Annotated in this window: 21 protein-coding genes; 7 read left to right on the top strand and 14 right to left on the bottom strand. The window is 54.5% G+C overall.

Going from position 1 to position 25610, the window contains the following annotated elements; genetic code table 11:
- Positions 1 to 24: 24 nt before the first annotated feature.
- The 10 genes from hemG to OEV49_14190 form a co-directional block, all read right to left on the bottom strand.
- Positions 25 to 1392, bottom strand: coding sequence for a protoporphyrinogen oxidase (gene hemG / locus OEV49_14235; GenBank protein ID MDH3892233.1), 1368 nt, complete (start codon positions 1390 to 1392; stop codon positions 25 to 27).
- Complete coding sequence (hemH, locus tag OEV49_14230; GenBank protein MDH3892232.1) at positions 1379 to 2335, bottom strand: ferrochelatase; 957 nt, start codon at positions 2333 to 2335, stop codon at positions 1379 to 1381. The genes hemG and hemH overlap by 14 nt, the downstream gene beginning before the upstream one ends.
- Positions 2336 to 3736 carry an oxygen-independent coproporphyrinogen III oxidase gene (hemN, locus tag OEV49_14225; protein ID MDH3892231.1) on the bottom strand — a complete coding sequence of 467 codons (1401 nt, stop codon included), beginning with the start codon at positions 3734 to 3736 and terminating at the stop codon, positions 2336 to 2338.
- Positions 3736 to 4761: a uroporphyrinogen decarboxylase gene (hemE, locus tag OEV49_14220; protein ID MDH3892230.1), complete on the bottom strand. Its 1026-nt coding sequence runs from the start codon at positions 4759 to 4761 to the stop codon at positions 3736 to 3738. Before hemE ends, hemN begins: the two co-directional genes overlap by 1 nt.
- A complete protein-coding gene (hemL, locus tag OEV49_14215) occupies positions 4752 to 6059 on the bottom strand; it encodes a glutamate-1-semialdehyde 2,1-aminomutase (protein MDH3892229.1) in 1308 nt (435 codons plus the stop codon). The genes hemE and hemL overlap by 10 nt, the downstream gene beginning before the upstream one ends.
- Positions 6040 to 7020 carry a porphobilinogen synthase gene (gene hemB / locus OEV49_14210; GenBank protein ID MDH3892228.1) on the bottom strand — a complete coding sequence of 327 codons (981 nt, stop codon included), beginning with the start codon at positions 7018 to 7020 and terminating at the stop codon, positions 6040 to 6042. Before hemB ends, hemL begins: the two co-directional genes overlap by 20 nt.
- Entirely contained in the window at positions 7020 to 7757 is a 738-nt protein-coding gene (locus OEV49_14205; protein ID MDH3892227.1) for a uroporphyrinogen-III synthase, read from the bottom strand. The genes hemB and OEV49_14205 overlap by 1 nt, the downstream gene beginning before the upstream one ends.
- 2 nt (positions 7758 to 7759) lie before the next feature.
- Positions 7760 to 8674, bottom strand: a complete 915-nt coding sequence (gene hemC / locus OEV49_14200; GenBank protein MDH3892226.1) for a hydroxymethylbilane synthase — start codon at positions 8672 to 8674, stop codon at positions 7760 to 7762.
- The gene (gene hemA, locus OEV49_14195) at positions 8671 to 9945 is read right to left on the bottom strand and encodes a glutamyl-tRNA reductase (GenBank protein ID MDH3892225.1); all 1275 of its coding nucleotides are present in this window, start codon (positions 9943 to 9945) and stop codon (positions 8671 to 8673) included. The genes hemC and hemA overlap by 4 nt, the downstream gene beginning before the upstream one ends.
- 317 nt (positions 9946 to 10262) lie before the next feature.
- Positions 10263 to 10691 (bottom strand): hypothetical protein, encoded by a 429-nt coding sequence (locus OEV49_14190; protein ID MDH3892224.1) that lies wholly within the window; start codon positions 10689 to 10691, stop codon positions 10263 to 10265.
- Between the two features lie 362 nt (positions 10692 to 11053).
- On the opposite strand from OEV49_14190, the gene OEV49_14185 reads away from it, so the two are divergent.
- The 3 genes from OEV49_14185 (at position 11054) to OEV49_14175 (ending at position 14445) form a co-directional block, all read left to right on the top strand.
- On the top strand, positions 11054 to 11974 hold the full coding sequence (locus OEV49_14185; protein MDH3892223.1) for a lycopene cyclase domain-containing protein: 921 nt from the start codon (positions 11054 to 11056) through the stop codon (positions 11972 to 11974).
- A gap of 10 nt (positions 11975 to 11984) precedes the next feature.
- Positions 11985 to 13013 carry a DUF1028 domain-containing protein gene (locus tag OEV49_14180; GenBank protein MDH3892222.1) on the top strand — a complete coding sequence of 343 codons (1029 nt, stop codon included), beginning with the start codon at positions 11985 to 11987 and terminating at the stop codon, positions 13011 to 13013.
- A gap of 82 nt (positions 13014 to 13095) precedes the next feature.
- Entirely contained in the window at positions 13096 to 14445 is a 1350-nt protein-coding gene (locus tag OEV49_14175; GenBank protein MDH3892221.1) for a sodium:alanine symporter family protein, read from the top strand.
- Positions 14446 to 15263: 818 nt separating this feature from the next.
- Here the strand turns inward: OEV49_14175 and OEV49_14170 are convergent.
- A complete protein-coding gene (locus tag OEV49_14170) occupies positions 15264 to 16532 on the bottom strand; it encodes a VCBS repeat-containing protein (protein MDH3892220.1) in 1269 nt (422 codons plus the stop codon).
- A gap of 421 nt (positions 16533 to 16953) precedes the next feature.
- On the opposite strand from OEV49_14170, the gene OEV49_14165 reads away from it, so the two are divergent.
- A complete protein-coding gene (locus tag OEV49_14165; GenBank protein MDH3892219.1) occupies positions 16954 to 17364 on the top strand; it encodes a hypothetical protein in 411 nt (136 codons plus the stop codon).
- Positions 17365 to 17520: 156 nt separating this feature from the next.
- On the opposite strand, the gene OEV49_14160 is transcribed toward OEV49_14165, so the two are convergent.
- The gene (locus OEV49_14160) at positions 17521 to 18987 is read right to left on the bottom strand and encodes a hypothetical protein (protein ID MDH3892218.1); all 1467 of its coding nucleotides are present in this window, start codon (positions 18985 to 18987) and stop codon (positions 17521 to 17523) included.
- Positions 18988 to 19093: 106 nt separating this feature from the next.
- Complete coding sequence (locus OEV49_14155) at positions 19094 to 19921, bottom strand: hypothetical protein (GenBank protein ID MDH3892217.1); 828 nt, start codon at positions 19919 to 19921, stop codon at positions 19094 to 19096.
- Positions 19922 to 20847: 926 nt separating this feature from the next.
- Between OEV49_14155 and OEV49_14150 the strand changes: the two genes are divergently transcribed.
- The 3 genes from OEV49_14150 (at position 20848) to OEV49_14140 (ending at position 23054) form a co-directional block, all read left to right on the top strand.
- Positions 20848 to 21762 carry a hypothetical protein gene (locus tag OEV49_14150; GenBank protein MDH3892216.1) on the top strand — a complete coding sequence of 305 codons (915 nt, stop codon included), beginning with the start codon at positions 20848 to 20850 and terminating at the stop codon, positions 21760 to 21762.
- Positions 21763 to 22101: 339 nt separating this feature from the next.
- Positions 22102 to 22545, top strand: a complete 444-nt coding sequence (locus OEV49_14145; protein MDH3892215.1) for a hypothetical protein — start codon at positions 22102 to 22104, stop codon at positions 22543 to 22545.
- A 77-nt stretch (positions 22546 to 22622) separates the two neighbouring features.
- Positions 22623 to 23054, top strand: coding sequence for a hypothetical protein (locus OEV49_14140; protein MDH3892214.1), 432 nt, complete (start codon positions 22623 to 22625; stop codon positions 23052 to 23054).
- Positions 23055 to 23160: 106 nt separating this feature from the next.
- Here OEV49_14140 and OEV49_14135 read toward each other — a convergent pair whose 3' ends face one another.
- The gene (locus tag OEV49_14135; GenBank protein ID MDH3892213.1) at positions 23161 to 25401 is read right to left on the bottom strand and encodes an FG-GAP-like repeat-containing protein; all 2241 of its coding nucleotides are present in this window, start codon (positions 25399 to 25401) and stop codon (positions 23161 to 23163) included.
- Positions 25402 to 25610: the final 209 nt, after the last annotated feature.

Raw genomic sequence — 25610 nt, 5'->3', positions numbered from 1 at the left:
AGAACAAACTGTAGTGTAAACGTGCTAAATCGATGCAACTACCCTATAGGACTGTTTAACGCAGTCGTTGAGGCCGATGCCGTAATAGGCGTTGCCGCTGAGATGCAAGCCGGGCTGCGACTTGAGTTGTGTTTCGATCTCGGTCATGATCTTGCCGTGCCCGATTTTGAACTGAGGGATGCCGTGTTGCCAGCGGTATAGTTTCAGTTTGGCCGCCTCGCCGGATAGACCCAGAATAGAATCCAGGTCCTTGTTGACACATCCAACCAACTCATCGTCGGATAGCTGCATCGATTCATGATCACCGTCACCGCCAACCATCGTGCGAAGTTGCACGTGACCCTCAGGCGCCCTCTCCGTGAATATGGAAGATGTCCAGATGGAGCCGAGAATCCGACGGCGCTCCAGCGCCGGGACCAAAAAACCGAAACCGTCCAGCTTGCGATGCACATCCGTTTCACGGAAACCCTGACAGACGACCGAGATTGGTGCGTAGGGAATCTTTTGCAGTGCCGTTGCCAACGGCTGATTCAGATCGGTGACGATTGCAGCAGCCTGGTACGACGGCACGGCCAGAATGACCTGCCGAGCCGTCAGTGCTGCGCTATCTTCAAGAACTACTTGATAGCCATCTGAAGTACCGGCAATAGTAGCGACACCGTTGCCGGTCGTGATGACATCCGCGTAGAGTTGCTCACTGCGCTCTACGAGTTTGAACAAACCACCACGGAACGAGGTCAACCATCCACCCGGACCGCTGGGGCCGCCGGACTTTTTGCCTTTAGCTTTGGCCTGTTTTGACTTTGCAATCATCGCCTTGAACAGCGATCCGTATTCGTCCTCCATCTGCTTCATAATGGGAAAGCAGGACGCAAGCGACAAGCGTTCGGCCAATCCACCATAGATACCCGACACCATCGGCTGCACGAGATAGTCGGCCGCTTGCCGTCCGATTCGACGGCGGACGAAGTCGTAGATGGATTCATCATCTTCCCGCGGTCCACGCGCGAAAGGTTCCATCATCACTCGCAGCTTACCGGACAAGGCCAGGATATCGGATGTCACAAAAGCGGGTGGAGACATGGGAACGGCGCGCAGTTTTCCTTTGCGCAGGATAAAACGGTTGCTGACATTGGCGCCGGCTCGTTCCAACTGATCGTTCAAGCCCAACTCCTCACAGAAGCGCAGAGTCAGCGGTTCGCGATCCAGGAATCCATTGGGACCCCAATCGAAACTGTAGCCGTCTTCGTGGTCGGTGCCAATGGTTCCACCCAGTCGTGAGTCGGCCTCAAACAGTTTGACACTCAACTTCGGTTTCAACTGCCGCACAAAGTGCAGCGCCGCAAGTCCGGAGATACCTCCGCCCACGATTACAACGTCAACCGAGGCCATGCAGTCCTCCCTTTCGCGTAACAATGTCGGCCAGCACTTCAGAAAACCCGGGGTTACCATTGAGCATCGGCATCCTGCGAATCCGCGATCCATCAGCACCGAGTTGCTGTCTTAGGTCGATGTCGATCTCATACAATGTCTCGATATGGTCGCAGACAAAGCTCAACGGCACAACAAACAGCTTCTTCCGGGGATCACTCAACAGTCGTCTTGCCTCGACAATCGTATCCGGCCCCACCCATTTGACCGGCCCGGTCCGGCTCTGGTATGAAAGAGCGTACTCGCGGTCGCCTGCCGCCAAACCGGCGCTGATCCGTACCTGCTGAACATAGGGATCGCCTTCATCCACGAATCTCTGCGGCAAACTGTGCGCCGAAAAGAGCAGCGTTTCATCGGCGGATATATGCACATCTATATGCTCTTTCAATAGCCGTGTGTATCCGGGGTCGTCGTGGAAGTCATCGATGAATATACATTCGACCTCCCGGCCTTCGGTAATCCGGCGAACAACTTGAAACGATGAGCCGGTTGTGGCACGGCTGAACTGTGGATACATCGGCAGGAATATGAACCTGCGGGACCCAGCTTCGAGAGCTGCAGCCAGGGTGTCCTCTATCAGCGGATGAAAATAGCGCATGCCGACAAGACAACGAACACCGGGCACTTTACGGTTCAGCAGTCGTTCAATCTGTGCGGCCTGTTTGGTCGTCCACATTAATAGCGGCGACCCGCCACCTATGCTGTCGTAGTGGCGTTGGACTTTTGAGCAACGCAGTGATGAAATCAACCTGGCAAACGAACGTTGGAAGAATCTCCCGCCGGGTAATCGAATCAGACTACGATCGCAAAAGATATTATAGAGAAACTCACGGACATCAGCGGTTGTCTCAGGCCCTCCCATGCTCAGCAGAATAACGCAGGGTTTGTCCGATTGTTGGACCATCTAAATGGTTCTCGAATAGGTCGCCTTCTTGCCCGGCGCATCCCCTTTCAGGTAGGCATCGAAGGTCATGGCAATATTGCGCACAAAAGCGCGACCAACCTGAGTCACAACCAACCGGTCGGAGGATACCTCAAGCAGAGCATCCTCGACAAAACCGCTCAGGCGCGTTCGCTCTTCGGAAAAATAGTCGTTGTACCTGATTCCAAAGCGCTCTTCAAACGGAGCAATGTCGAGTCGGAAATTGCACATGAGGGACGTGATAAGATACTGGCGAATCAAATCGTCGTCGGAGAGTTTCATCCCCCGATACACGGCACAGTTCGAGTCATCGATGCGTCGGCCATACTCTTTTAGCTTGGACACATTCTGAAAGAACCCATCGTCCACGTATCCGATCGACGACATGCCGATGCCGATCATTTCCGGCGCCGCCTGAATCGAATAACCCATGAAATTTCGATACAACCTTCCGTCGGCCTGGGCCAGCGACAGTTCATCATCGGGCAATGCGAAATGATCCATGCCGATCTGTTTATAACCGGCACCGGTGAACATCTCGATAGCCTTGGCGAACAACTGGTACTTCACTTCGGTGGTGGGCAGATCACCCTGATCGATTTTCGACTGGTGCGCTTTTACCGTCGGCAGGAAGGCAAACGAGTATACGGCCAGCCGGTCCGGGCGCAGTTCAATCACCCGTTCAAGCGTCCTTGAGAAACTACCCACCGTCTGCAACGGCAGGCCGTAGATGAGGTCAAAGTTGATCCCTTTGAATCCCAACCGACGACAATGCCCGAGAACGGTCGTCACTTGCTCATGCGGCTGTATCCTGCCTATCGACACCTGGACATCGGGATCGAAATCCTGCACACCAAGCGAGATGCGATTGAAACCACGTTGGGCCAAAAACTCAAGTTGCTCAGGCGTGGTCAGTCGCGGATCAATCTCCATCGACCGTTCACACGTTTCATCGAATTCAAACGACTGTTCCATGCAATCGAGAATCTGTCCCAGACGCTCTACACCGACATAGGTCGGCGTACCGCCGCCAAAATGCAGCTGCCGAACCTTCCGGCGCGGTTGCAGCCGCTCAGCCGTCCACACGATCTCCTTGCACAATTCCTCGGTGTAGGCATCGACTGAAGTGTCCCCTTTGACGATACAGGTGTTGCAACCGCAATAGAAACATCGTTTCCGGCAAAAGGGGATGTGACAATAGAGCGACAATGGTACGTCCGCAACTGCCGACGCCTTTTTGAGCGCCTCGGCATAACGATCGCCACCGACATCCTCACTCCAGATCGGCGCCGTCGGATAGCTGGTATAACGCGGGCCCGGTCGGTCGTATTTGCGCAGGAGGTCTATGGGTATGGTGGTGGCGGTAGAATCGCTATTCATCATCAACCTCTGTAACTGTGGACGGTCTCCACAACGGCTTCGACCGATTGAAGCGGCGTCTGTGGCTGAATGCCATGGCCGAGATTAAAAATCAACCGGCTGTGGTCGTCAAGGCTATTCAGAATGCGCTTTGTCTGTGTCACTACCTGCTCGCGAGTGCCGAACAACACCGATGGGTCCAGATTACCCTGAACTGATTTACCCGGTAACGAAGCAGCACAATGGGCCAGATCGGCGCGAAAGTCCACCCCGACCACCTCGCAATCGATGTCACTCACCAAGTCCAAATATGGCGTAACGTTGTTCACGAAGAATATACGCGGTACACCTTCGGTCTTGGCGGTCTCAAATATGCGCTGGGCCGGAGAGGCTGACCAGCGTCGATACGCCTCGCGCGAGAGCATCCCCCCCCAACTGTCGAACAGTTGCACTGTTTCCGCACCGGCCGCAATTTGCGCCTTGAGGTAGCGACCTACGTTGTCGGCCAGGAAGCTAATCAATCGATCACCAGCTTCCGGGAACTCGTGCAGGAACCGTCGCGGCTTATCAAAACTTTTGGAACCCATACCTTCGATCATATAACAAGCCAGCGTGAACGGCGACCCGGCAAATCCGATCAACGGCGTGTCGGGTAGGATCTTCTTTATTTCACGGATACCTTCAAGGACAAAATCGAGGTCCTTCTCCGCGTTTACATCGACCAGCCGATCAACGTCTTCCGGCGTGCGAATGGGATTCGACACGCGCGGACCGCCTTCGGGAAACTCAAACGGCAGCCCCATGGGCGTCAACATTGTGAGAATATCCGAAAACAGAATTGCAGCATCGAAACCAAACCGTGCGATTGGTTGCCGAACCACTTCGGCAATCAACTCAGGTGATCGGCACATTTCGACAAAGGTCGCTTTCTCCCGCACGGCCCGATACTCAGGCAGAAACCTCCCGGCCTGACGCATGATCCACAGCGGAATAACACCATCGTTCCGGCCGTAGCACGCTTTTATGAACAAGCTGTCGCTTATGCCCATTGGTGTGCCTCCTCGCCGATTATACGGGCGATTGTCTCGGCCGCTTCGTTCAGAACTTCATCGGTGTGCACCGTCGATAGGAAACAGACCTCGTATCCTGAAGGCGGCAGGTAGATGCCGGCGTTTAGCATGCGCGTGTGCATCCGGTTGTAGTGCGCGATGCCGTCGGAGTCGATTGCAGCTGCCGAACGCGGAATATCACGCTGGAAGAGTATCCAGAAAATCGACGCCACTCCGGCGATGTTCACACTGCTCGAAGCCAGGCGCGTCGTAATCTCTGAGACGAACCGTCGGTTGCGGTTCTCCATCTCAGCGTAAATATTGTCGGCGGCGAGTTTTTCAAGCGTAGCCAGACCGGCTGTCATGGCCACCGGATTACCGGATAACGTACCCGCCTGATAGACGGCGCCCAGTGGCGCGACATGGTCCATTATATCCGCCCTTCCCCCAAAAGCGCCGACCGGCATGCCGCCGCCGATGATCTTGCCATAGGTTACCAGGTCGGGACGGATACCATAATACTCGGTGGCGCCACCGAAGCCGATGCGAAATCCGGTTATCACTTCGTCCAGAATCAACACAACGCCGTGTTGTTCGGTGAGGGTGCGCAACAGGCGCATGTAGTCGTGACGTTGAATCAGCAGTCCGTTGTTGGCCGGGACACCTTCGATGATAACGGCGGCCAGTTTGTCGCCATATTCGGCGAAGAACTTCTGCAACGCCTCTTCGTCGTCCAAGGGTAATACCACGGTGTTTTTGGTGATGTCATCGGGTACGCCCGCCGACGCTGTCTGGCCGAATGTCACCAACCCCGAGCCGGCTTTGACCAGCAGATGGTCGGAATGGCCGTGGTAGCAACCTTCGAATTTAAGAATCAGGTCGCGCTTGGTGAAACCACGGGCCAGTCTGATCGCCGACATGACAGCTTCGGTCCCGGAAGACACAAAGCGAATCTTGTCTACAACCTCGATACGACTTACGATAAACTGAGCCAGCTTGTACTCAAGCTCGGTGGAGGCGCCGAAGGTCATGCCGCGATCCACCTGTTCCTTGACGGCTGCGACGACATCGGAGTCGGCATGTCCGAGGATCAAGGGACCCCAGGAACAACAGAAGTCGAGGTACTTGTTGCCGTCGACGTCGAACAGGTAGGGTCCTTCGCCGCGCTCGATGAAGCGTGGACATCCGCCGACCGCGCCAAAGGCGCGAACCGGTGAGTGTACGCCACCGGGGGTTACTTCTTCGGCCAGCTTGAGTAAACGCTGAGACTTGTCGGTGTTAGGGTTGCCGCCATTCATTTTTTAGTATGTCCCTCAGGTGATATGTTAGAATGATTGACGCCCCGGCCCGCGTGATGGCGGTGAGGTTTTCAAATACGAGCGATTTTTCATCCGCTTGTCCGGCTTGAACCATCAGTTTTACCGTGGCATATTCGCCGGACACGTTGTAGGCCGCCACCGGCAGCTCGGTATTGCGCTGAAAGTCTGCGATTATGTCCAGGTAGGCCAGCGCCGGTTTGACCATTACGATGTCGGCTCCTTCTTCTTCATCGAGCATCAATTCACGCAACGCTTCGGTCCGATTGCGGAAGTCCATCTGGTATCCCTTACGGTCGCCCTTGCCCGGAGCCGAACCGGCCGCCTCGCGGAAAGGTCCGTAATAGGACGATGCATACTTGGCCGTGTAGGCCATTATGATCGTGTTGGCCAGATCGTGGGCTTCGAGCGTTTCGCGAATAGCGCCGACACGTCCATCCATCATGTCCGAAGGCGCCACACAATCGCACCCGGCCTGGGCCAGCACCAGGGCCATCTTGGCCAGAATCGGCAGGGAGGAGTCGTTGTCGATTTCACCGTCGATGGTAACACCGCAATGCCCTGTGTCGGTATAGGCGCAGAGGCAAACGTCGGCGGAGACGAACAGGTCGTCACCGAACTTGTCTTTGAGTTTTTTGACGGCCGCCACCACCGGGTTCTTGTCATCGGCAGCGCTCGACGCTTTGGCATCTTTACGGTCGGTCACACCGAAAAGCATCACTTTGTCGAGGCCGAGCTTGTAGTCACTCTCGATAGACTCCATCAGGGAGTCAACCGATTCACGATATATCCCCGGCATACCGCCGATCTCAACTTTTACACCCACGCCGTCGGTAACAAAGTACGGCTGGATCAGACGCTCGGTGGCAACCGTTGTCTGACCGACCAACTCCCGAATGAGTTTGGTACGCCTCAGTCGGCGGGGACGATTTGTCGGTTCCATCACAGATACTCCAGCACCCGATCGACATCGGGCTGTTTCATAGTCATGAACTTTGTCCATCCACAGTTGGTCATAGCCGATGCTGTAGTCGGTCCAATCGCAATAAGCATCGCTTTCGGCGGACCAAACTTCTCGTCATATGCGCGCACCGCCGATGGCGCAGTGAACAGAATATAATCTTTGTCCTCAAGCATGGCAACGACCTGTTGGTTTACCTCGGCGGTTTTAGTCTCGTAGCAGATAATCGGGTAGTAGTCGAACCCGGTTTTTGCGAACAACTCATCAGGATCGAAATTCACCCGTTTGGCGCGTGCATAAAAAACCATTCCTTTGGCATCCACATGCGAGCCAACGAACTCGCGAAACAGCGCTTCACCGTTCGCCACGGTCGGTTGAAAGCTGACAGTCCACCCGGCCCCTTTCAGCGCCTGAGTTGTTTTGTCACCAACCGCGGCGATCTTGGGTCGGGCACCAGCCACCTCACCCTGAGCTCCCCCAACCTCACCCTGAGCGGAGTCGAAGGGTGAACCATCAAGCTGTTCAAAGAAACCTCGCACGCCGTTGGCGCTCGTGAAGAATAGCCAGTCGACTTGGTTGGGAGAGACACCGGCAGGCCATTCAAACGGCAATGGCTGGTGATGGGTCATCGGCAACGCGACTATCTCAATCCCCTGAATAGATGCGCGTGATGAAAGTACTGACAACTGCTCGACAGCACGCGTAACGCCCAACCGCATGGCTACTCCCCACTGTTCAGTGCATCGAATGCATCGTCGACGATTCGATCAACGTCGGTACCGACAATCTCGACCCGTTTGAGACCGGACCAACTATCGGCCTCGCCCACACCCAAAACAGCCGTCAGGCGCATCTCTGAACCTGACATATCGGAGTCTACACCCAGCGGCAAAGAGCAGCCGGAATCGAATCGTGCGAGCAGACCGCGTTCCAGTGAGGCAGCAACAGCATCCCGATCTGAGCCCAATTTCGAGACTACCTGTTCGACCCTGTCATCACCGGAACGAATCTGAATCCCCAAGATCCCCTGTGCCGGCGCCGGCAAAAATCGGTCGGCATCCAGCAGGACAACTTCGAGGTCGGAAACGTCCAACTCCAACCGGGTAACCCCGGCAGCGGCGATTATGATAGCGTCGTACATCGCCTCACGCAATTTCCTAATTCGAGTCGGGACATTGCCGCGCAGGTCCTTCATAATCACGTTAGGGTTGAGGTGCGCAATCTGGCACTTGCGTCGGTTGGAACTGGTACCGATCAGGCCGCCCTCTTTGACCGGGATGACGTTTTCACCCGACACTGATGCTTTGTTTATCAGAAGCATCTCCCGGCGGTCGGCACGATAGCCAACGGCGCCGAGTTTCAATCCCTCCGGTTGTGAGGTCATCAAATCCTTCAATGAGTGCACAGCCAGATCGATCTCTTTGGCCGTCAGCGCTTCTTCGAGTTCTTTGGTGAAGAATCCTTTCCCCTCCATTTTGTCGAACGACACGTAGTCGATCTTGTCGCCGGTGGTCTTGATAATCTTGATTTCGACCTCACAGCTACGATCACGCACCAATGTGTCACGGATAAAGTTGGCTTGATACAAAGCCAGATCGGAACCGCGGGAACCTATGATCAGTTTTGTGGGGGTCACACTGCGGCCTTACGCATGACAGGCGCGTCGCTCAGATTCAACTCAGTGCGGGACTGAGCGAGGCGATCGGCCAGCAAACGCGCCGGCTGAAATGCTGAGTGTCCCACCAGACGAGTGACCAGGCGCATGACGCGCTCCTTTTCCTCGGCCGGCAGACTGCTCTTGCGGTTGGCGAACAAATCATCGATGGCTTCACGAGCCAGTTCAATGGACGCCTGATAACTATCATGAAAAATCGGCTTGAGTGACACTTCGATACGGTCGGACATGAACTTGTTGACCGCGGCGCGCACGATTTCATCAGCTTTGCCCGCTTCGACAAACTTCTGACGAAGATTACCCTGAACGTGCGACTTAAGGGCGTGGATGTCGACCAGCGTCACGTTGTCGGAGTGACCGAAAACGTCGGCAAAGTCACGTGGGATAGCCAGGTCGACACAAATTATCGGCTGATCGTTCGTCTTTAGGCGGTTCAGGAAGTCACCGTCAAAGACCGGCTCGATAGCGGCGGTTGCTGAAACGATAGCAGCGACCGGCTCAGGCTGCCGCTGGAAGTCTGCAAGTGACACCGCGCGGCCACCGAACTGCTCGGCCAACTGCTCAGCTTTGGCCAGAGTACGGTTTACAAACAACAATTCGGCCTCGCCCATCTCCTGGATGTACCGGGCTACTTTGGAGGTCATCTCGCCGGAACCGACCAGCGCGATCACCGGAACGGACTTCTTGTTCAGGATAGGCTCCAACTGCGTTGAGGCCAACGAGGCCATCGACACGGCACCGACGCCAATCGATGTGTCGCGCTTGACCTGCTTGGCCACGACCAGAGCCTGGCGAGCCAGAGCATCCAACGACGAACCGGCGATTCCGGACTCGGTGGCATCCTGGAACGCCTGTTTGAACTGACCGGTTATCTGGGTCTCACCAACAACCAAAGACTCAAGCGAAGACACGGTGCGGAACAGATGCGTGATGGCTTCGCGACCTGAGTAGTGGTAGAAATCGTTGGGGAAGAAATTCAGCTTGTTGCCGTTGCAGCAGAAGTAGTCGATCAACTTGTGGAGAATCCGGCTGGAACCGGCCTCTGAGGAGGTAGCATAAATAAACTCGACGCGGTTACAGGTCGAAAGGAATATCAACTCATCCACACCCAGATGAGTTTTCAACTCAGGTAGAATTCTCTCACGCTCGTCACGGTTTATGGTCAACCGCTCCAGGAGCGACATGTTCTGTTGCCAGATTGAAGTTCCGAGGATGCCGAATTCTGTCTTCATATCTTATCTAAGTCCATTCCTTTTGTCTTAACTTCGGTGGGAAAATACAACTACTATAGTGTAGTTTGTCACCGGTTTGTCATAGATTGAGATATTTTGTGAAAAAAGTAACTAATATTGTCCCCGTGACACTTACGTGACTTTTTTGAGCGGAAGACTTTTCCCGACTCGCCCAAAGATGACCATAACGTAATGTAGGACTGTTACTTAGGTGGAGCTATCCAGGCCCGGAACAACCCTTCATGCGCAAACGGCTGTCCCACATGCGATTAACGGAACCTGCCGCAACAATGTAGCCTGACCTGAGTGCCACTTGCTCAGCAATCAGTCGATTTGAAGTAGCCCACCGATGACAAAAGCAGGCCGGCGCCGATGGCCAGGTAGATTGTCGCCAGGACTGCGGGCGGCAACCCGACATACCGAAGGCCATGGGCCAAGCCAACCATCAGAATCACAAACAGGTATGACTCAACCGACTGGAATGCGAACAGGCACAGCTTGTCTTTGTGGGGGGATAATTCACGAATGCGTTGGAGATTGACGGCGACCACTTTGGAAAACACAATCCGATGCTTAAGCGAGCCAAGCACCACCCCGATTGCGGCCGGCCACACCAAATCTACACCGCCCCTGAATATCAGCCCGGCGCGAATGACCAGCACAACACCGCCAATCACCCAGAATAAACCGGCCGACAGTATGAGCGCCTTACGTGAGACAGCGGGTTCGGGGATTGTCCAATTCATTGCTACTTCCTTGGTCCGGCCGATGGAACTCCTGCGCCGGTATCACACAAGACAAGCCGGGAACTGAGCCTGACAAGGTTTTAAGTTCGAGCTTTTTCAGGTAGGTTGCCAATAGTTTTTTTCTTGCCCACCCGGGCACCGAACACACATCCTGTGAACGAGAATGGGCATTTTTTGGGTGGGATCGTTCCCCGAATGTTCATTGTATGGAGCCGATCACCATTGAGTAAAGATTGCTGTTGCCGGCTGGTCAGAATTATGCCGTTCACTATTCGGTGTGATTACAGAGTGAGCTTTGTCTTGTAAAAGCTAATAAGAGGAGGACCTGATCTATGCTTGCAGGTATTCAGTGGAAACCCGAGATGAATGCGTATCTATTTGGGTGCTGCATCCTGATGTTCTTTTGGATAGCTGTATTGATCTTGCTGAAACGGAAAGTTTCCAGGTATCCTGAAAGCTTGATAGAACCCGAAGGCCCGGAAGAACCGGAGGATTCAAAGAAGGCAAGAAAGGCGAAGAAAAACCACCATGAATTCTGGTGGGCCAGTTGGGCCTGCTGTGCTCTCGGTATCACCGAGCCACTATTCGTCCCGGAGTATTGGGACCCGCCGTCGATCCTCAAGTATTGCCGATGGGATTTCGAAAGCTTCGTGTTCTGTTTTGCAGTCGGAGGGATAGCGGGGATTGCCCCAGAGTTGCCAAAGATCAACAAGGCCTTAAGAGCCATCGATTACTGGTTATGGAAGGCCGTCAAATGGATATATCTGGCCTTAAGATTGCAACTCAAAGAGCAGAAGCGATTCAACACCGCTACAGTTAGTTACAGTCGCATCTGCCCAACCAAAGCTCAAGTCCGAAACGAGAACATGCTCCTGTTGTTAGTTTTCTTAGCGATGTTCGGAACCACGTCGCAATTCGGCCTTAACATCATTTATGATGCCGGATTCACTTGTGTCGCGGTTGGCGCCTTCATCTGGTGGCGTCGGCCCAAGATCAAATGGCAGGTGCTCGGCGGCGCCATTACTTTCACTGTAATCTATGCTGTGGTGCTTGAGGTGGTGGGACTCTTCTACCCTAATTTCTACGACCACTGGTCAATGGAGAATCTATCCGGCTGCTGGATCGGACACGCACCGTTGGAAGAATATGTGTTCGCCGCCACCTTCGGCGCCATGTGGGCGCCCCTGTATGAAGCCTGGAAAGACGAGAAGTACCTGCCGAAGCCGCGACGCAAAACTCCGCACCGCGCGGATAGTAAGCCGGAATCATCGAAATCAGATTGAGGAGATAACAATGCCAAGCCGAACCAGTCTCAAGGGCATCGCACTACTGGCCACAAAGAGAATCCTTTGTCCGTCATTGACGGTTATGATTCTCTGCGGAGTAGTCTTCGCCTCAGACAACTCTACATCAGACGCAAGAACACCCGTCGCTACGTTCTCAATCGTCGCCCGCGATTCGGCGACTGGCGAGTTGGGTGTGGCCGTGGCTTCGAGATTCTTCGCGGTCGGCAACGTCGTACCCTGGGCTAAAGCAGACATCGGCGCGGTGGCGACACAGTCTTTCGCCAACACTACTTTCGGATGGCGGGGGCTTAATCTGCTTGAGCAAGGCCTGAACCCGGCTGAAGTGCGCGACGTGCTGGTACGCAACGATGACAACCCCAATCGTCGGCAGTTCGGCATTGTCTCAGCCGACGGCAGCTCGTCCACCTACACCGGCGACAGTTGCCTGCACTGGGCGGGCGGACGATCCGGTCCCAACTATGCCGTGCAGGGCAATATCTTGACCGGCGAAGCGGTGGTCGAGGCGATGGAGAGAGCGTATCTCAAAACCGAAGGCAGTCTGGCCGACCGCATGTACGCGGCTATGTTGGCCGGTGATGCCGAGGGTGGAGATTCGCGCGGCAAACAGTCGGCGGCGATGCTTGTGGTGAAAGAGGCGACCGGCTACGGGGGGTACACCGATCGTGCGATTGACATTCGTGTGGATGACCACGCCGAACCGTTCAAGGAACTCGGCCGCATCTTGAACATCGCGCAAATGAACTATGCCTGGAACGAAGCGTGGACCTTATTCACACAGAAGAAGTTCGCCTTAGCTCTCCCCCACATGGAACGCACGGCCGAATTGGCCCCGGAGTATCCGGAGGTACTGTACGATCTGGCCGTGATCCGACTGGCGGCAGGCAACAAGGCTACGGCGATGGATGCGTTGAAGCAGGCATTAGGTTTGAATCCCAAACTGAAAGCCCAGGCGGCCAAAGACAACGACCTGGCGGGTCTGAACAACGATCCGGAATTTGAGGGTCTGGTGGAGTGAACAATGATCGGTTGCGCACAGTTAGCGAATTCAGTTTATTGTAGCCCAACCGAAAGACAACCACGCAGAGCAGGACATACTATTGTTGGACAACTTAGCCTCCGCCTTTGACAGTTTCTTCGCCACCGCCGTCGACTATGCCTGGGGGATGCCGCTGATAGTCGGTTTGGTCGGCGCTGGTATCTACTTCACAATCGCCGGACGGTTTCTTCCCTTTCGCGCCCTCAAACATGCCGTTCAGATACTGACCGGCAAGTTCGACAACCCCGATGATCCGGGTGAGATATCGCACTTTCAAGCGCTGTCGTCTGCGCTATCCGCCACTATCGGCATGGGCAATATTGCCGGCGTGGCCATTGCCGTGTCGATGGGCGGTCCCGGTGCTATCTTTTGGATGTGGGTGGCTGGGCTGGTCGGTATGTCGACCAAGTTCTTCACATGCACGCTGGCTTGTCTCTACCGCAAGAAGGATGAACGTGGCATTGAACAGGGTGGCCCGATGTACTTCATCGAAGTCGGCCTGGGCAAGTATTTCAAACCGCTGGCTGTCATGTTCGCGGTGTTCGGCATGATCGGTTGTCTGGCCATGTTCCAAACCAACCAACTTTCCGGACTGTTGTACGCCGACTGGGGAATCAGCCGGCTCGGGACCGGCATTGTATCGTGTCTGATCGTCGGCGTTGTAATCCTCGGCGGCATTGTGCGAGTCGGACAGGTGACGTCGAAGATTGTACCCGGTATGTTCGTGCTGTACATCATAGCGGCAATGTACGTGATCCTGAGCAACATCGCCGCGGTGCCCGGTATTCTGTACTCAATCGTCGACCAGGCGTTCGGTGGTGAAGCTCTGATCGGAGGCGGAACCGGCGTAGCTTTTCGCGAGGTGATCCATCAGGGGATCCGACGGGCGGCTTTCTCCAACGAAGCCGGACTCGGCACGGCGCCGATGGCCCACGGCGCAGCCAAGACCAAGGAGCCGGTGCGTGAGGGATTGATCGCTATGCTCGGGCCGTTTCTCGATACCAACATAGTGTGTACGATGACAGCATTGGTTATTCTATCCACGGGTGTTTCGGCGGCCGACGACGGCGTGGTGATGACGGTCAACGCTTTCGCCAAAGCGATGCCGAATGTGGGACGGTATGTGCTGACTTTAATAATCGTTCTGTTCTCTATATCGACGATGATCTCGTACTCGTACTACAGTTTGAAATGTTCGAGGTATCTTTTTGGCTGGAAGTTCGGCAGTTACTATATTTATGTCTACATCTTGAGTTTGATTTTGGCTGCCGTCTGGACTCAGGACATGCTGTTGAACTTTCTCGATACTTTCTTCGCCATGATGGCTATTCCGACTTTGATCGGCACGCTACTCCTTTCACCGGCTGTGCTACGTGCAACGCGGGATTATTTCAAGCGGATGAAGTTGTAGGAGTATCTGAGGCGTGACTTGAGGGGAGCGCGAAGCGCGAAGAACCGGCTTGCCGGTCATGCCGGACTTGATCCGGCATCCATCTCTACTTGTGCTGTCGTGCGACCCCGCGCGACAGCTTGGGAGTCCGCCGTTCACACCGGGATCCAAAGCGCAAGAGGGCCATTTATGGCTGATTTATCACCAAAATCGCCACCAACTCCAAGCATAATGCAGCGGTGCGCTGCTTGGCAAAAGGACTGCTCCCAATGAACTACGAATCTCACCAATCGCTATCTACATCTCGGTCAAGCATTCACCCGCATAGGTCAGCTTTGGAATCAGGCCCTATATGTACCCGCTTCGTAATCACCATCGATTCTATTATCAGAATACACGATTGTACAAACCGAAGCCATTTGCTCGCTGTCCGCGTGTCCGTCTCAAACCTGGTTTGGGCTGAAAGTTAGATCGAATGGGACCTCTGCCGTCAACGGAAGACACTTTTTTCCGCAAAACAAACCCATTTGCACGGCAACCGGCCTCGTTCACTTCTGTCATTCTGGCGAAGGCCAGAATCCAGTCTGCGATCCAGGAACTGGATTCCGGTTCAAGGCCCGGAATGACAGAAAGGAGGACGCGAAGCGCAATAAAGCTTCTTGTGGTCCCCCTTCGACTTCGCACGGGTGAGGTTGCCGGGCGCGAAGGGCAAGAGCCCATTTGTGGGTCCCCTCTTGAGAGGGGATTCAGGGGTGTGTTATTCGGTAGGCGCAAAGCAAGACCCAGGATTACCGGTGTCGGAACCGCAAGGGGTTCCGACCTACCAAGATCCAAAACCCTTACTGGCAGATGGGTGGTGGGCCGCTGAAGAACATGTAATCCACCAAGTAGATCAAATCCGAAATGCTGGCCGTACCGTCGCCGTCCAGATCGCCCGGCGCAACCGTACAACAACCACACGGCTGCGATGGCGGCAGCAGGTTCAGATGTACCGTTAACCGGCCATCTGTCAAGACCAGATAGTGACCCACAACCAAGTCAAGGTTGCCGTCACCGTCCAGGTCGCCGGCGGTGATCGCATTGGGGCTCATGGTGCCGGTTTCGTAAGTATCGGCTGTCGAAAACGTGCCATCTTCGTTGTTCCACAGGATGGACACATCGGTAGCATGGAAATTGGCCGTCATCAGATCGTTGTAGCCATCGCGATTCAGATCGCCGACAAACAGAGCCTGAGGACTATCCCCCACCGGATACAGGACTGCCGCCGCGAAAGTGCCGTCGCCGTTGTTCAGCAAGAGGGACACTTCGTCCGAAGCCGCGATCGACATGGCCAAATCGCGATCACCGTCGGCATCCAGGTCGGCTATCCTCATATCACGTGGATCACCTAAGGCTGCATAGGCAAGTGGCGCTGAGAAGCTCGCATCACCGTTGTTGAGCAAGACATAGACGTCGCCTGTTGTGCTGTTGGCCACGGCCAGGTCCAGGTCCAGGTCGCCGTCAAGGTCACCGGCAACCACATCCTCGGCGCCGTCAACCTCGCCGGGTCCGGCCGAGAAATCTACTGCCGTCTGAAAAGTCCCATCACCGTTGTTCTTCAAGACCGACACCGTGTTGAAAGTGAAACTGGTCGTCACAATGTCTTTGTCGAGGTCACCGTCGAGATCAGCCGCAAAGATCCCACGCGCCCCGTTATCCACGTCGTAGTGGACCGGAGTCTCAAAAGTGGCATCACCGTGGTTGATCAAGACCGCCACAGTGGACGGGTCATACATTCTCGAAATGGCCAGATCAATGTCTCCATCATCATCGAGATCAGCCGCACAAATATCCGTGGAGCCTGATATCAAGAAACCCAGATAGTAGTGTTGCCTGTAGGCGAAGGCGCCGTCTCCGTCGTTCAACAAGACTGTGAAATAATTCGATGTGAAATCGGCTGTTGCCAGGTCTCTGTCACCGTCTCCGTCAAGGTCAACGGCGACAACTTCGGTCATGCCTGCGCCCCCAAAGTACTGAACCGGAGCGTCGAAGATGGGGTACAAGGCGTGGGCCGACCCTCCGCATAGAACCAATCCCACCGCTGTTACTACGAACATGTGCTTCACCATGCGATCCTCCTTTGAATGAACACAGCTTTCAATCCTGTTTAGACCCTGTTAGTCGCCCAACCGCGATAGTCCTCGCAGTAATCCTCTCCGGCCACATCGCGATATTAGAGCTCGCTGACCCATTAAATCTATGATCTCCTCATAGGATATCCAAATGGTATACGTACAGCAAGCCAACTTTGTGGGTAAATCAGGCTCCGTTTGTGTTTGACCGGCCCGCGGTGTGAAGGACCCTGTGGAGACGTCGAAGAACATCGGTGTGCTTCCGAGCGGCGTGTAATTGTCTGCTCTTTGCAGTATCCCGACATAAAGCTAAAGAAGCAGTTCCCAGAAACCGATATCATCCACATACGCAACGTGGAGTCACTCTATATACGTTTGGTTTGATCGCCGACAAGATTCACTGCTGTGAGGTGCTCTTATGAACTTTCGTACAACAGCAATCAGATGGCTGCCCCTGCTTTTGATCCTGCCGATATTGGCAGGTTGCTCCGGCAGCAACCCAAACCCGATTTCTGCCTTTGAACCCGAAGTGGTGAATGAGGCCGACGCCTTTCAGTTTCAGATCACCGACGCCGACAACGTCAGTGCTACCTTGACCTACGAGTGGTCGAATACCGGAGCGCAGGCCACTATCGATCATTCAACCGTTACCGCCGAGGGGATGGCATCAGTGGTACTTCTTGATGCCGATGACATGCAGGTATACTCAAACGGTTTGGTGGCCAGCGCCAACGAACAAAGCAGCGTCGGCGTTGCAGGTAACTGGGCTGTAAGAGTGTCGCTGGTCAACTTCAGCGGTACAGTCAACTTCCGGGTCGAGAAGCTGTAGTCGCCGGAGGCGCCAAGTGAACTCGTGCGTGGAACACACCCTCGCGCGCCATGGTGTCAAGGGCAGACCACCGGACCCGTTTATGGGAGGGCGTTTGCCGAACCCAAGTGCCATGACCGCTAGGGTCCTGACCTACCCTTGTACTGAGAACCCAATCTACGCCTCAAGATACTCGCACGAGTAGGTCTTATCGCCGAACTTAACCTTGTTCAAGTCACGCTCCGTCTTAAGGCGACCGTTACCGATCAGATCATAGTGATCATTTTTGGTTCGGAAGTTTTTGTGGCGATACAGCCTGAGCTTCCAACCCTTTGGAATCTGATAGCGCACCGAGGACAGGTTTTTCCCAAACGACAAACCCTGAACGGCCAGTTTGCTGAAATCTGCAATCTTAGCATCCGACCGCCCGACCAGACCCAGTCGCCGTCCTTTGTATGTATCGTGGTAGAACATGTCGACCCAGGCATCATCGAGCGAGTCGATAACATCAGGGGTGAAGGTTTTTGGATCGGGGCGATACTCGGCGAAGGCGATTCGATTGCGATAGCGCCAATGGAAGCATGAATAAATGAAAAGCGATCCGCTGGGATGAAGATAGACCCCGGCTCCGGCGGCCATGTTGGATTGGTAATGACTGTAACGTTTTTTTGTCTTACGGATGAGCTTATTTATAAACTGCCGGGTATGAACCTCGTTCACCGTATCAAAAGAACAGTTGTCCGGCCTGATACGGTTGAGATTCCCTGGACGCAGTTTTACTTCGTACAGGTGGGCCATGTCTTTTCCGAACGTTCCCGGCAGAATTCTGGTGTTCCGGGTCGCGGCAAGATAGAGCTTGCCACCGCTTTCTTGTATGAAGTTCATGTTCTGCCAGTCGTCAAACTTATCGTGTGTGCAAAACGAATCAACGAGCTTGAATCCTTCCGACCAGCCGGCTACTTTGGACAGATATAAATCTATGTATCTCCTGTTATCATCGTTGTGCAAGCCCAGCACGGCAGCCAGCTTGTAGCCGCCGGGAAGAGTGGTCAAGGCCACGGCGCCCGCTCTGGAGGTGGGTCTGTTGATTCTGACTTTTGGGCCGAATAGTTTTGGCTGTTCAGGGTTTTGTAAATTGTAGAAGATGACAGCCGATTTGCCATCGAACGACTCGGCCGGCGCCGCCAGTACATCACCACAGGTGCTCAATCCCCCTATGTGCCAGAGTTCGTCGTTGAGACCAAGTTTCTTATCGTTGGGGCAGAGAACGGTTACGATTTTGTCATCCTGCGGCGGCTTACCTTCGATTATGACGTTGGAACGCCAAGCTGAGTCGGTCGGCCGCGAGGCCATCCTGACCACGAACAGCGATCCGAGTTTACGGTGCTGATCACCCCCCGATATTACCATGTAGTTGCGGTTCGGCAAACGCGCCAAACCCTGAAGATGGTTGTGGATAATCGACGAGTATGCAGCAGAGGTGTAACGGTTGCCTGGTATCTTTCCACCGTCCCGCGCCGACAGGAAATCCGCCGTCTCATACATGGCCTTGAAAGCCGTCCTGACGTTGGCTACAATCGGCACCGAGTCATCAAGCGACTGACTCGATCTGTGCAAACTGGGCTTGTAGAATTCTCCCGGCATCTTTCTACCTCCTCGGCTGCGGACCCCCGAGGCGACTAGCCTTTACAGCGGTCCATGATTTGAGTTAAACTGAGCACATTCGTTAATTGCAAAGGACGATGTTTTATTACTGTACGACAACAGCAAAATCCAGAAGTTCGACTTCGCGCGAGAGATAGGTGCCGAACAAAGTCAAACCGTATTCCTCGGCTCGAACCACCCCTATGTTGGGACATGCCCATATCTTGCCCACCGTGCCAAAGACAGGGATGTGGGCACGATAGAGGTTGCACACAAAGGTCCCGGCTTCAACGGTGATCACTTCACTGATCGACTCAACGGTGACGGTAACGGCATAGATCGGGTAGCTCTCCCCCGCCGAGGCCGGGTACTTCATCATCAGCGCCTGGGGTTGGCCGGTTGAATCGGTCCACATCCACGCCCCGTCTTCTTTGTTGGTCCACAGCGCAGTGTCGGTCACGCCGGTATCACTGGCCATGAAGTGCCATACCCAATCATCAATTGTCGTATCCCGGATGACTGTAGCTGTTGCTTCATACTCGGCGGTAGTCTGGCCGGACTCGTTGTACTCGATCACACTTGTGGTCCAGTAGTTGCCCACAGTAAGAGGCAGGATGATGTCCTCAAGGCCGCCCTGAACGCAGAACTCCGGCGGTGGCCCGCCGCTAAACATGTAATCTACGAGATAGACCAGGTCGGCGATATCGATAGCCCCATCCCAGTTCACGTCGGCTTCTGCAAAACAGGCCGGTGGCAGTCCGCCGGTGAACATGTAATCGACCAGATAGACCAGATCAGCAATATCGGGATCGTCAGTTGGGCTCCAGTCGATGTTGCCGCGCATCCCATGGCAACAGCGTTCGGCGTGTAGAGAACCAACGGCGCACAACAACAGCATTAAGCCGAGTGTGATAATGGCAGCACTTCTTTTCACATTATCCTCCGTCATGGTTTTGATGACGGTGAAGGCTCTGAAACACTTGAGACACTAATAATGTACACCCGTCGCTAAGCCTATCAAAGGGATTCTTGCCCGTTTTTCGCTTGACAAACGTGCACCAGATGACCTATGTTATGACAGTTGCAACATTGCAAGGTTTCGGGACCGGTCAAGGTGCTCATGACCAGTGACCTGCCAGACTTACCAGACATCCGGAATCAGGTTTCTTGGACGGATTCAACTACACCGCCCACCTAAACTCGTGTCAAGCTGAGGGCTGGTCGTTGCTTTCTTGATAGAAATTGTGATCCATGTCATGATTCCTGGCAGGCACTCAATGGGCACGGTTTCGAACCGTTCTCGAAGTTCACGGGGGCAGTTGGTTCGCCACTATCTCTTCTTGAAGCAATCCGTTCGGCATCCCGTGGTGCTCTGCTTGAGCCGGCCCAGGCAAGCCGTCCCGGTTGGAAGCGATCAGCCGAAAACCAACAGAAAACCGAGTCATCACACAAGCGGAGGCCCGGCGCGGCCACTAAAACCAATCAATGGCACAAACTTTTTCTATTTGACTCAAACCGATCTCGCGCCCCTGTCGACGCTCGTTAAGTACTTGCAAGTCATGGGGTAGCGAAACCAAACTCAAGTGCCAATCGAAACTATGAGTGAATATCCGGCGTATTGGATAGTAGAATAGTTGGTCCCAGAGCTTGACAGAATCAGCTATGTGCGCTAAAATATAGGTGACAATAAGTCCGCAACCGGGCGTCAGGCGCCTTAAGCGGCGCCTGCTCACAGCTTATGCCGTAATAACTCTAGGGGAGGGTTAGGACTACGGTCAACCGGACGAAGAGGTGACGCGGCCTATACGAACGGATTCGAGGCCACTGACTGTTGCGGACTGCAAATAAAGGAGGCTTGCCTTGAGTGAGTTATACAAATACGATCCGTCGAACGAGAATAAGAACTTCCGTATCCCCGGCCTGCAACACAAGTATCGCGAGACGGTACTGCTTTTTGTCGCTGAAGACTGCCACTCGATCTGCGACTGGTGTTTTCGCAAGCGGCTGTTTGAGGGCGAGGCGCTCGAAAACGATGTCGCAGTCGATCCCAAACAGGCGCTTGAGTACCTTCGCAAACAGACTGAGGTACGCAGTGTACTGATGAGTGGCGGCGATGCCCTTCTGGCCAAACCTCAATTGCTGGACGAATTGCTGGCCGGCATGGCTGGAATGACACATCTGCACGACGTGCGCATAGGGTCGCGAGCCATTGTGCACGATCCTGTGCGCTACCGCCGGAGCCTTCCGCGATTCGACGGCAAGAAAGTATACGTTGTGGCGCATGTGGTCAGACCGGAGGAGATTCGCAAAGAGCTGGCCGATGTCGTAAAGGACTTCCCTGATTATACTTTCTACGTTCAGACTCCCCTGCTCAAAGACATCAATGACGACCCGCACTTGTTGGCCGATATCTGGTATGCCGCCGCCAAAGCCGGTATGCAGCCGTACTATGTTTTTCAGTGTCGCCCTACCCGAGGCAACCAGCGTTACTCGCTGTCGTTGCGCGAGGGTCACGAAGTATTCTCCGGCGCTCAGTCGCTATGCACCGGCGTGGTCAAGCCATGTCGCTATGTCATGTCGACCGGTTCCGGAAAGTGGGAAATCATCGGGCTCGACTATGACGAGGTTCTCCTGCGCTGCCACCAGGGGATCAACCCGCTGATGGTCGGAATGATTCGCCGGGCCGATCCCGACGATGTCTGGTGGGATCTGCCGGCAGGCGACCCCTTCCATCATAATAACTCGCGCCATCGACATTTCGCATCCGGCGAATAAGACGATCACAATCGAACCGGCCAACTGAACCCGACATTATATCACGACGGTAGAAACTGTTGAATAAGCCACTGCACCAACAGGTGACGTGCGTTACGGTGTGGGTGCTGTCATCTGACACGCCTGACAGCCACTGGGTTGGATGGCCGGTGTCGGGCGAGGTCGCCCAACACCACTTGAATCGTGTGTCGAATCACCCCCCCCCTCGCAAATAATAAACGTACAAAAAAAACGATGACAAACGTTTGCAGTTTTCGTAGATTTGCTCGCGATCAAAAGGCTAAACGGCCTATTGACAAGACAGGAAACGACTTATTTGGTGATATGGAGGTTGTGATAATGAAGAAAACAGCGCCCGCGGTTATTCTGGCGTTGGTCATGGCAACACTTGCCGTCATCGGCATGAGTTGTTCCCGTGATGCCGCCCCGGTCCAATCGGAATTTGCGGCCGAACAAGGTGTCTGGGGCTGGCTACACTCGTCAGGTGGCCTGAATAATGAAGAATTGGACGTTGATTCGGTGTCGTTCCTTCGCGTTCTGTATTTCACCGATCTTGAAGTGGTAGAATTCTACGAAGTCCAGAAGGGTGCGAATTTTATCGAGCCGGACTACACTTCCGGATACAGCATAGACTGGGAGAACGTTGGCTCCGAGCGCGTGAAGGTGCTGCGCTACGACAATGATATCCACGTGCCGCAAATAATCGAGTTTCCGGGGCGGGATTCGCTTGTGCTGACTGATCTGAAAGTGAACGGCTATACCCACATTTACTTTCGGTTATGATCGGCGCCCGGGCATTGGAACAACCGATGAGAGGTTTGAAATTCTTCGTAAAGGAGTAGTCCGAAGAGGAAAACGATATGACCAAAGTTAGACTGATAAGCTTTTTGGCGATAGTAATGCTGGTGTTAAGCTGTGCCTTCTTGTCCTGCTCGCGCGGGACGCCACCGGCCGGTGTAGATGTAGACCTGGGCGAAGTAGGCGCCTGGACCTGGGTTATGTCTCATGGCGGGATTGCAGGCATTACGATTTATGCCGACAGCGTGGATTTCACTCGCCAACTGGTTTTTGACAGTGACAGCAACTATGTGTACACTCGCGATGGTGAGATCGAATCGGCCGGGATGTACATTCGATCGTTTGAAACCCTTCCCGGCGGTACCGGGCCGGTTTGGGTGGTGAGATACAGCGATAACATGCTTCCGGCGGATGTCATTGGACGGCTGGACGCCGACACGCTGGTTCTTTCACAAACTGCTGCCGACGGTTTCACCAGCACCTACGCTCGGTAGATCGATAGCTGCCAAAGCGGTCCAAGTTGAATTAAAGAAACGACCTTCTCCGGTTGCGGAGACGGTCGTTTTCTTTGCCAAATCTATCGAATAGCCCGGAGCAATCTCAGCACAGTGGTCCCGGCCCGAGGTTGAACATCCAATCGACCAGGTAAACGAGGTCGGCGATATTGATTCCGTTGTCGCCGTCAACATTGGCTGCATTGACATTGGGTGGAGGCGGCCCGCCTGAGAACATATAGTCGACCAGATAGACCAGGTCGGCGATATCCCCCACCGTGCCGTTGCCGTCGATATCGCCGCACAGACCACTCTGCCATATCCCCGTCTGCACGCGCGGTTGATAGATCGCATAGCCGGCATCCAGGTCCAGTTCGCGACCACCCAAAGTGACAGTGTCCAGCACGTTTGCGCCCGACCCGGCGCCCACACTGAAGTGCAGGTTTATTATCGGACCATAACCCGGCGCCAAAGGTGGATTCCCCACGTTGCGCCCGGCCTTAAATTGAAAGGCGATCTTCTTGGATGACGGCGCATATTGAACCAACTCGACATAATCGAAGTAATTGGTACGACAGTCGGTGGTGTCCCACGAGTCATAAGTCAGACTAACGTCACCATCGTATCGGATTGGAAGTTGCAGCTCATCCATCGGGTGGGCGTTGCGCAGGTAGACCGGCACGGTCATGGTTCCGCCCGGCGGCATGAATCCATCGGAGATGAAAATGGTGTCGGCCAGGGTCACGATCATCTTGCGGCTGGTATGATTGTGCGAACCATCCGGCAACATGGTACGCAGCCGGACGTCGTGCGCTTGGCCACCGTAGTAGGTGTGCAATGGGTCTTTCAGTGTCGAACTATCGCCGTCCCCGAAATGGTAGAGCCATTCGGTGGCGCCTATCGAACTGTCGGTGAACTGTACGGTGAAGGGCGCCCATCCGATGGTCGTGTCGGCATAGAAGTCTACCAGCGGACGGCTGGTGTTGCCGAAGACCATGTTGTAGGTGTCCCAGTGCGAGATAGCCAAATCGTTTTTGAAAGAGTACTTGTAGTAGACGTGCGCATAGCTTGTGAGGGCCGAGGCCATAGAGACCCATCCGGAGACCAGATCGTAACAGTAGTCCTCGGGCGATAAAGGCACACCATCGACCACCACAGAATCAAGGCTGTACAGCGGCTGACGTTGGGTGTACAGAAGTTTCCGCCCGGCGGTGTAGAAGGTGTCGACTATCTCTTCCACGCCGTCACCGTCGACATCCACCCAAGCCATTTCTTCGACCACGGTCGATGGATCGGCCCGCCACACCGGCGTGGTGGTAAATGTCGAGCCTGTGTTTTCATATATCCGAGCCGGATCGAACCATCGTCCGGCGGCCAGATCGTTGTCACCGTCGTTGTCATAATCGTAAAGCGAGACGCCCGATCCATAACCGGCTGTGGCCGACTCCCAGCCGGGATTGACGTTCAGGTTACCGACGCCGTCATTGAAATAAACCCGGAAGTACCCCCCGGTTCCAAGCTGATTGTTGAAGGCCACGACCAAATCCAGCCAGCCATTGCCGTCGACGTCGCCGAAGATCAAAGTATTGGCCGGTTGGGCCTGAAAAGACTGCCAACCGGGAACGGTCGACATGGTGCCGGCATTGTTGAAAAAAACGGCCACTCCTATGTTGTCGTAGGCGAAAGCCAGGTCCAGGTCACCATCGTTGTCGACATCCCCCCAGGTGACATCCATGGTTGCATCCACGATGGCCGTCTGCCAGCTCGGCATGGTTTCAAGCGAGCCGTCCACGTTGAAGTAGATTCGTTCCGGCGTATACACGCTGGTGTAAGCGTCACCGGTTGCAAAAGCCAGGTCCAGGTCGCCGTCACCATCGGGGTCGCCCATGGCGCAGGAAAAGGTATAGATGGAATCGGCATTGTACCAGTCAGGCGATGGGTTCGGCAGGCCGTCGGTGTTCATATAAAGGTTGGAATAGTTGGCCGTGGAGAATCCACCGGAGCCGAGATAGTTGGCTACGGCAAAGTCGACGTATCCATCATCGTCGATATCGCCGACGGCACAGTGACCGGAATACTCGGCGTTTGACGAATACCAACTGGCGCTGGTGGGAAGGGTGCCGTAGTTCGACAGGTAGATCGAGTTTTGGGCCAACACTATATCGTTACCGTTGCCGAAAAATGCGTCGATATAACCATCGTTGTTGCAATCCTCCCAGATCATGCCGGTTCCGTAGACGTTGAACTCGCCGGACTGCCAGAAGGGGCTGGTATCTATCGGGGGAGTGGCCCACACGCCGGCCGCCAGAATGCACGTGAACAACATTAAAGTATGCTTAACCTTCATGGAATCGATACCTCCGAATGAATGTAGCCGACACGATCGTGGTAAATCGTGGTCGGGATTGGTTGGTTCCGGCCATCACGAAGACGGGGCGGGGCACGTTCAAATATAACGACCACGACGGATTTTGCAAGGCCAATTCGGGATCAAGGCGTTCAGCATCTTCGTAGGTCAGTCCGCCGCGGCGGATTGTGGTCCTGACATTTCTAACG

This window comes from Candidatus Zixiibacteriota bacterium, assembly GCA_029860345.1.
In the GTDB taxonomy this organism is placed as follows: Bacteria; Zixibacteria; MSB-5A5; order GN15; family FEB-12; genus JAJRTA01.
This window is presented reverse-complemented; position numbering and strand designations above follow the sequence as displayed.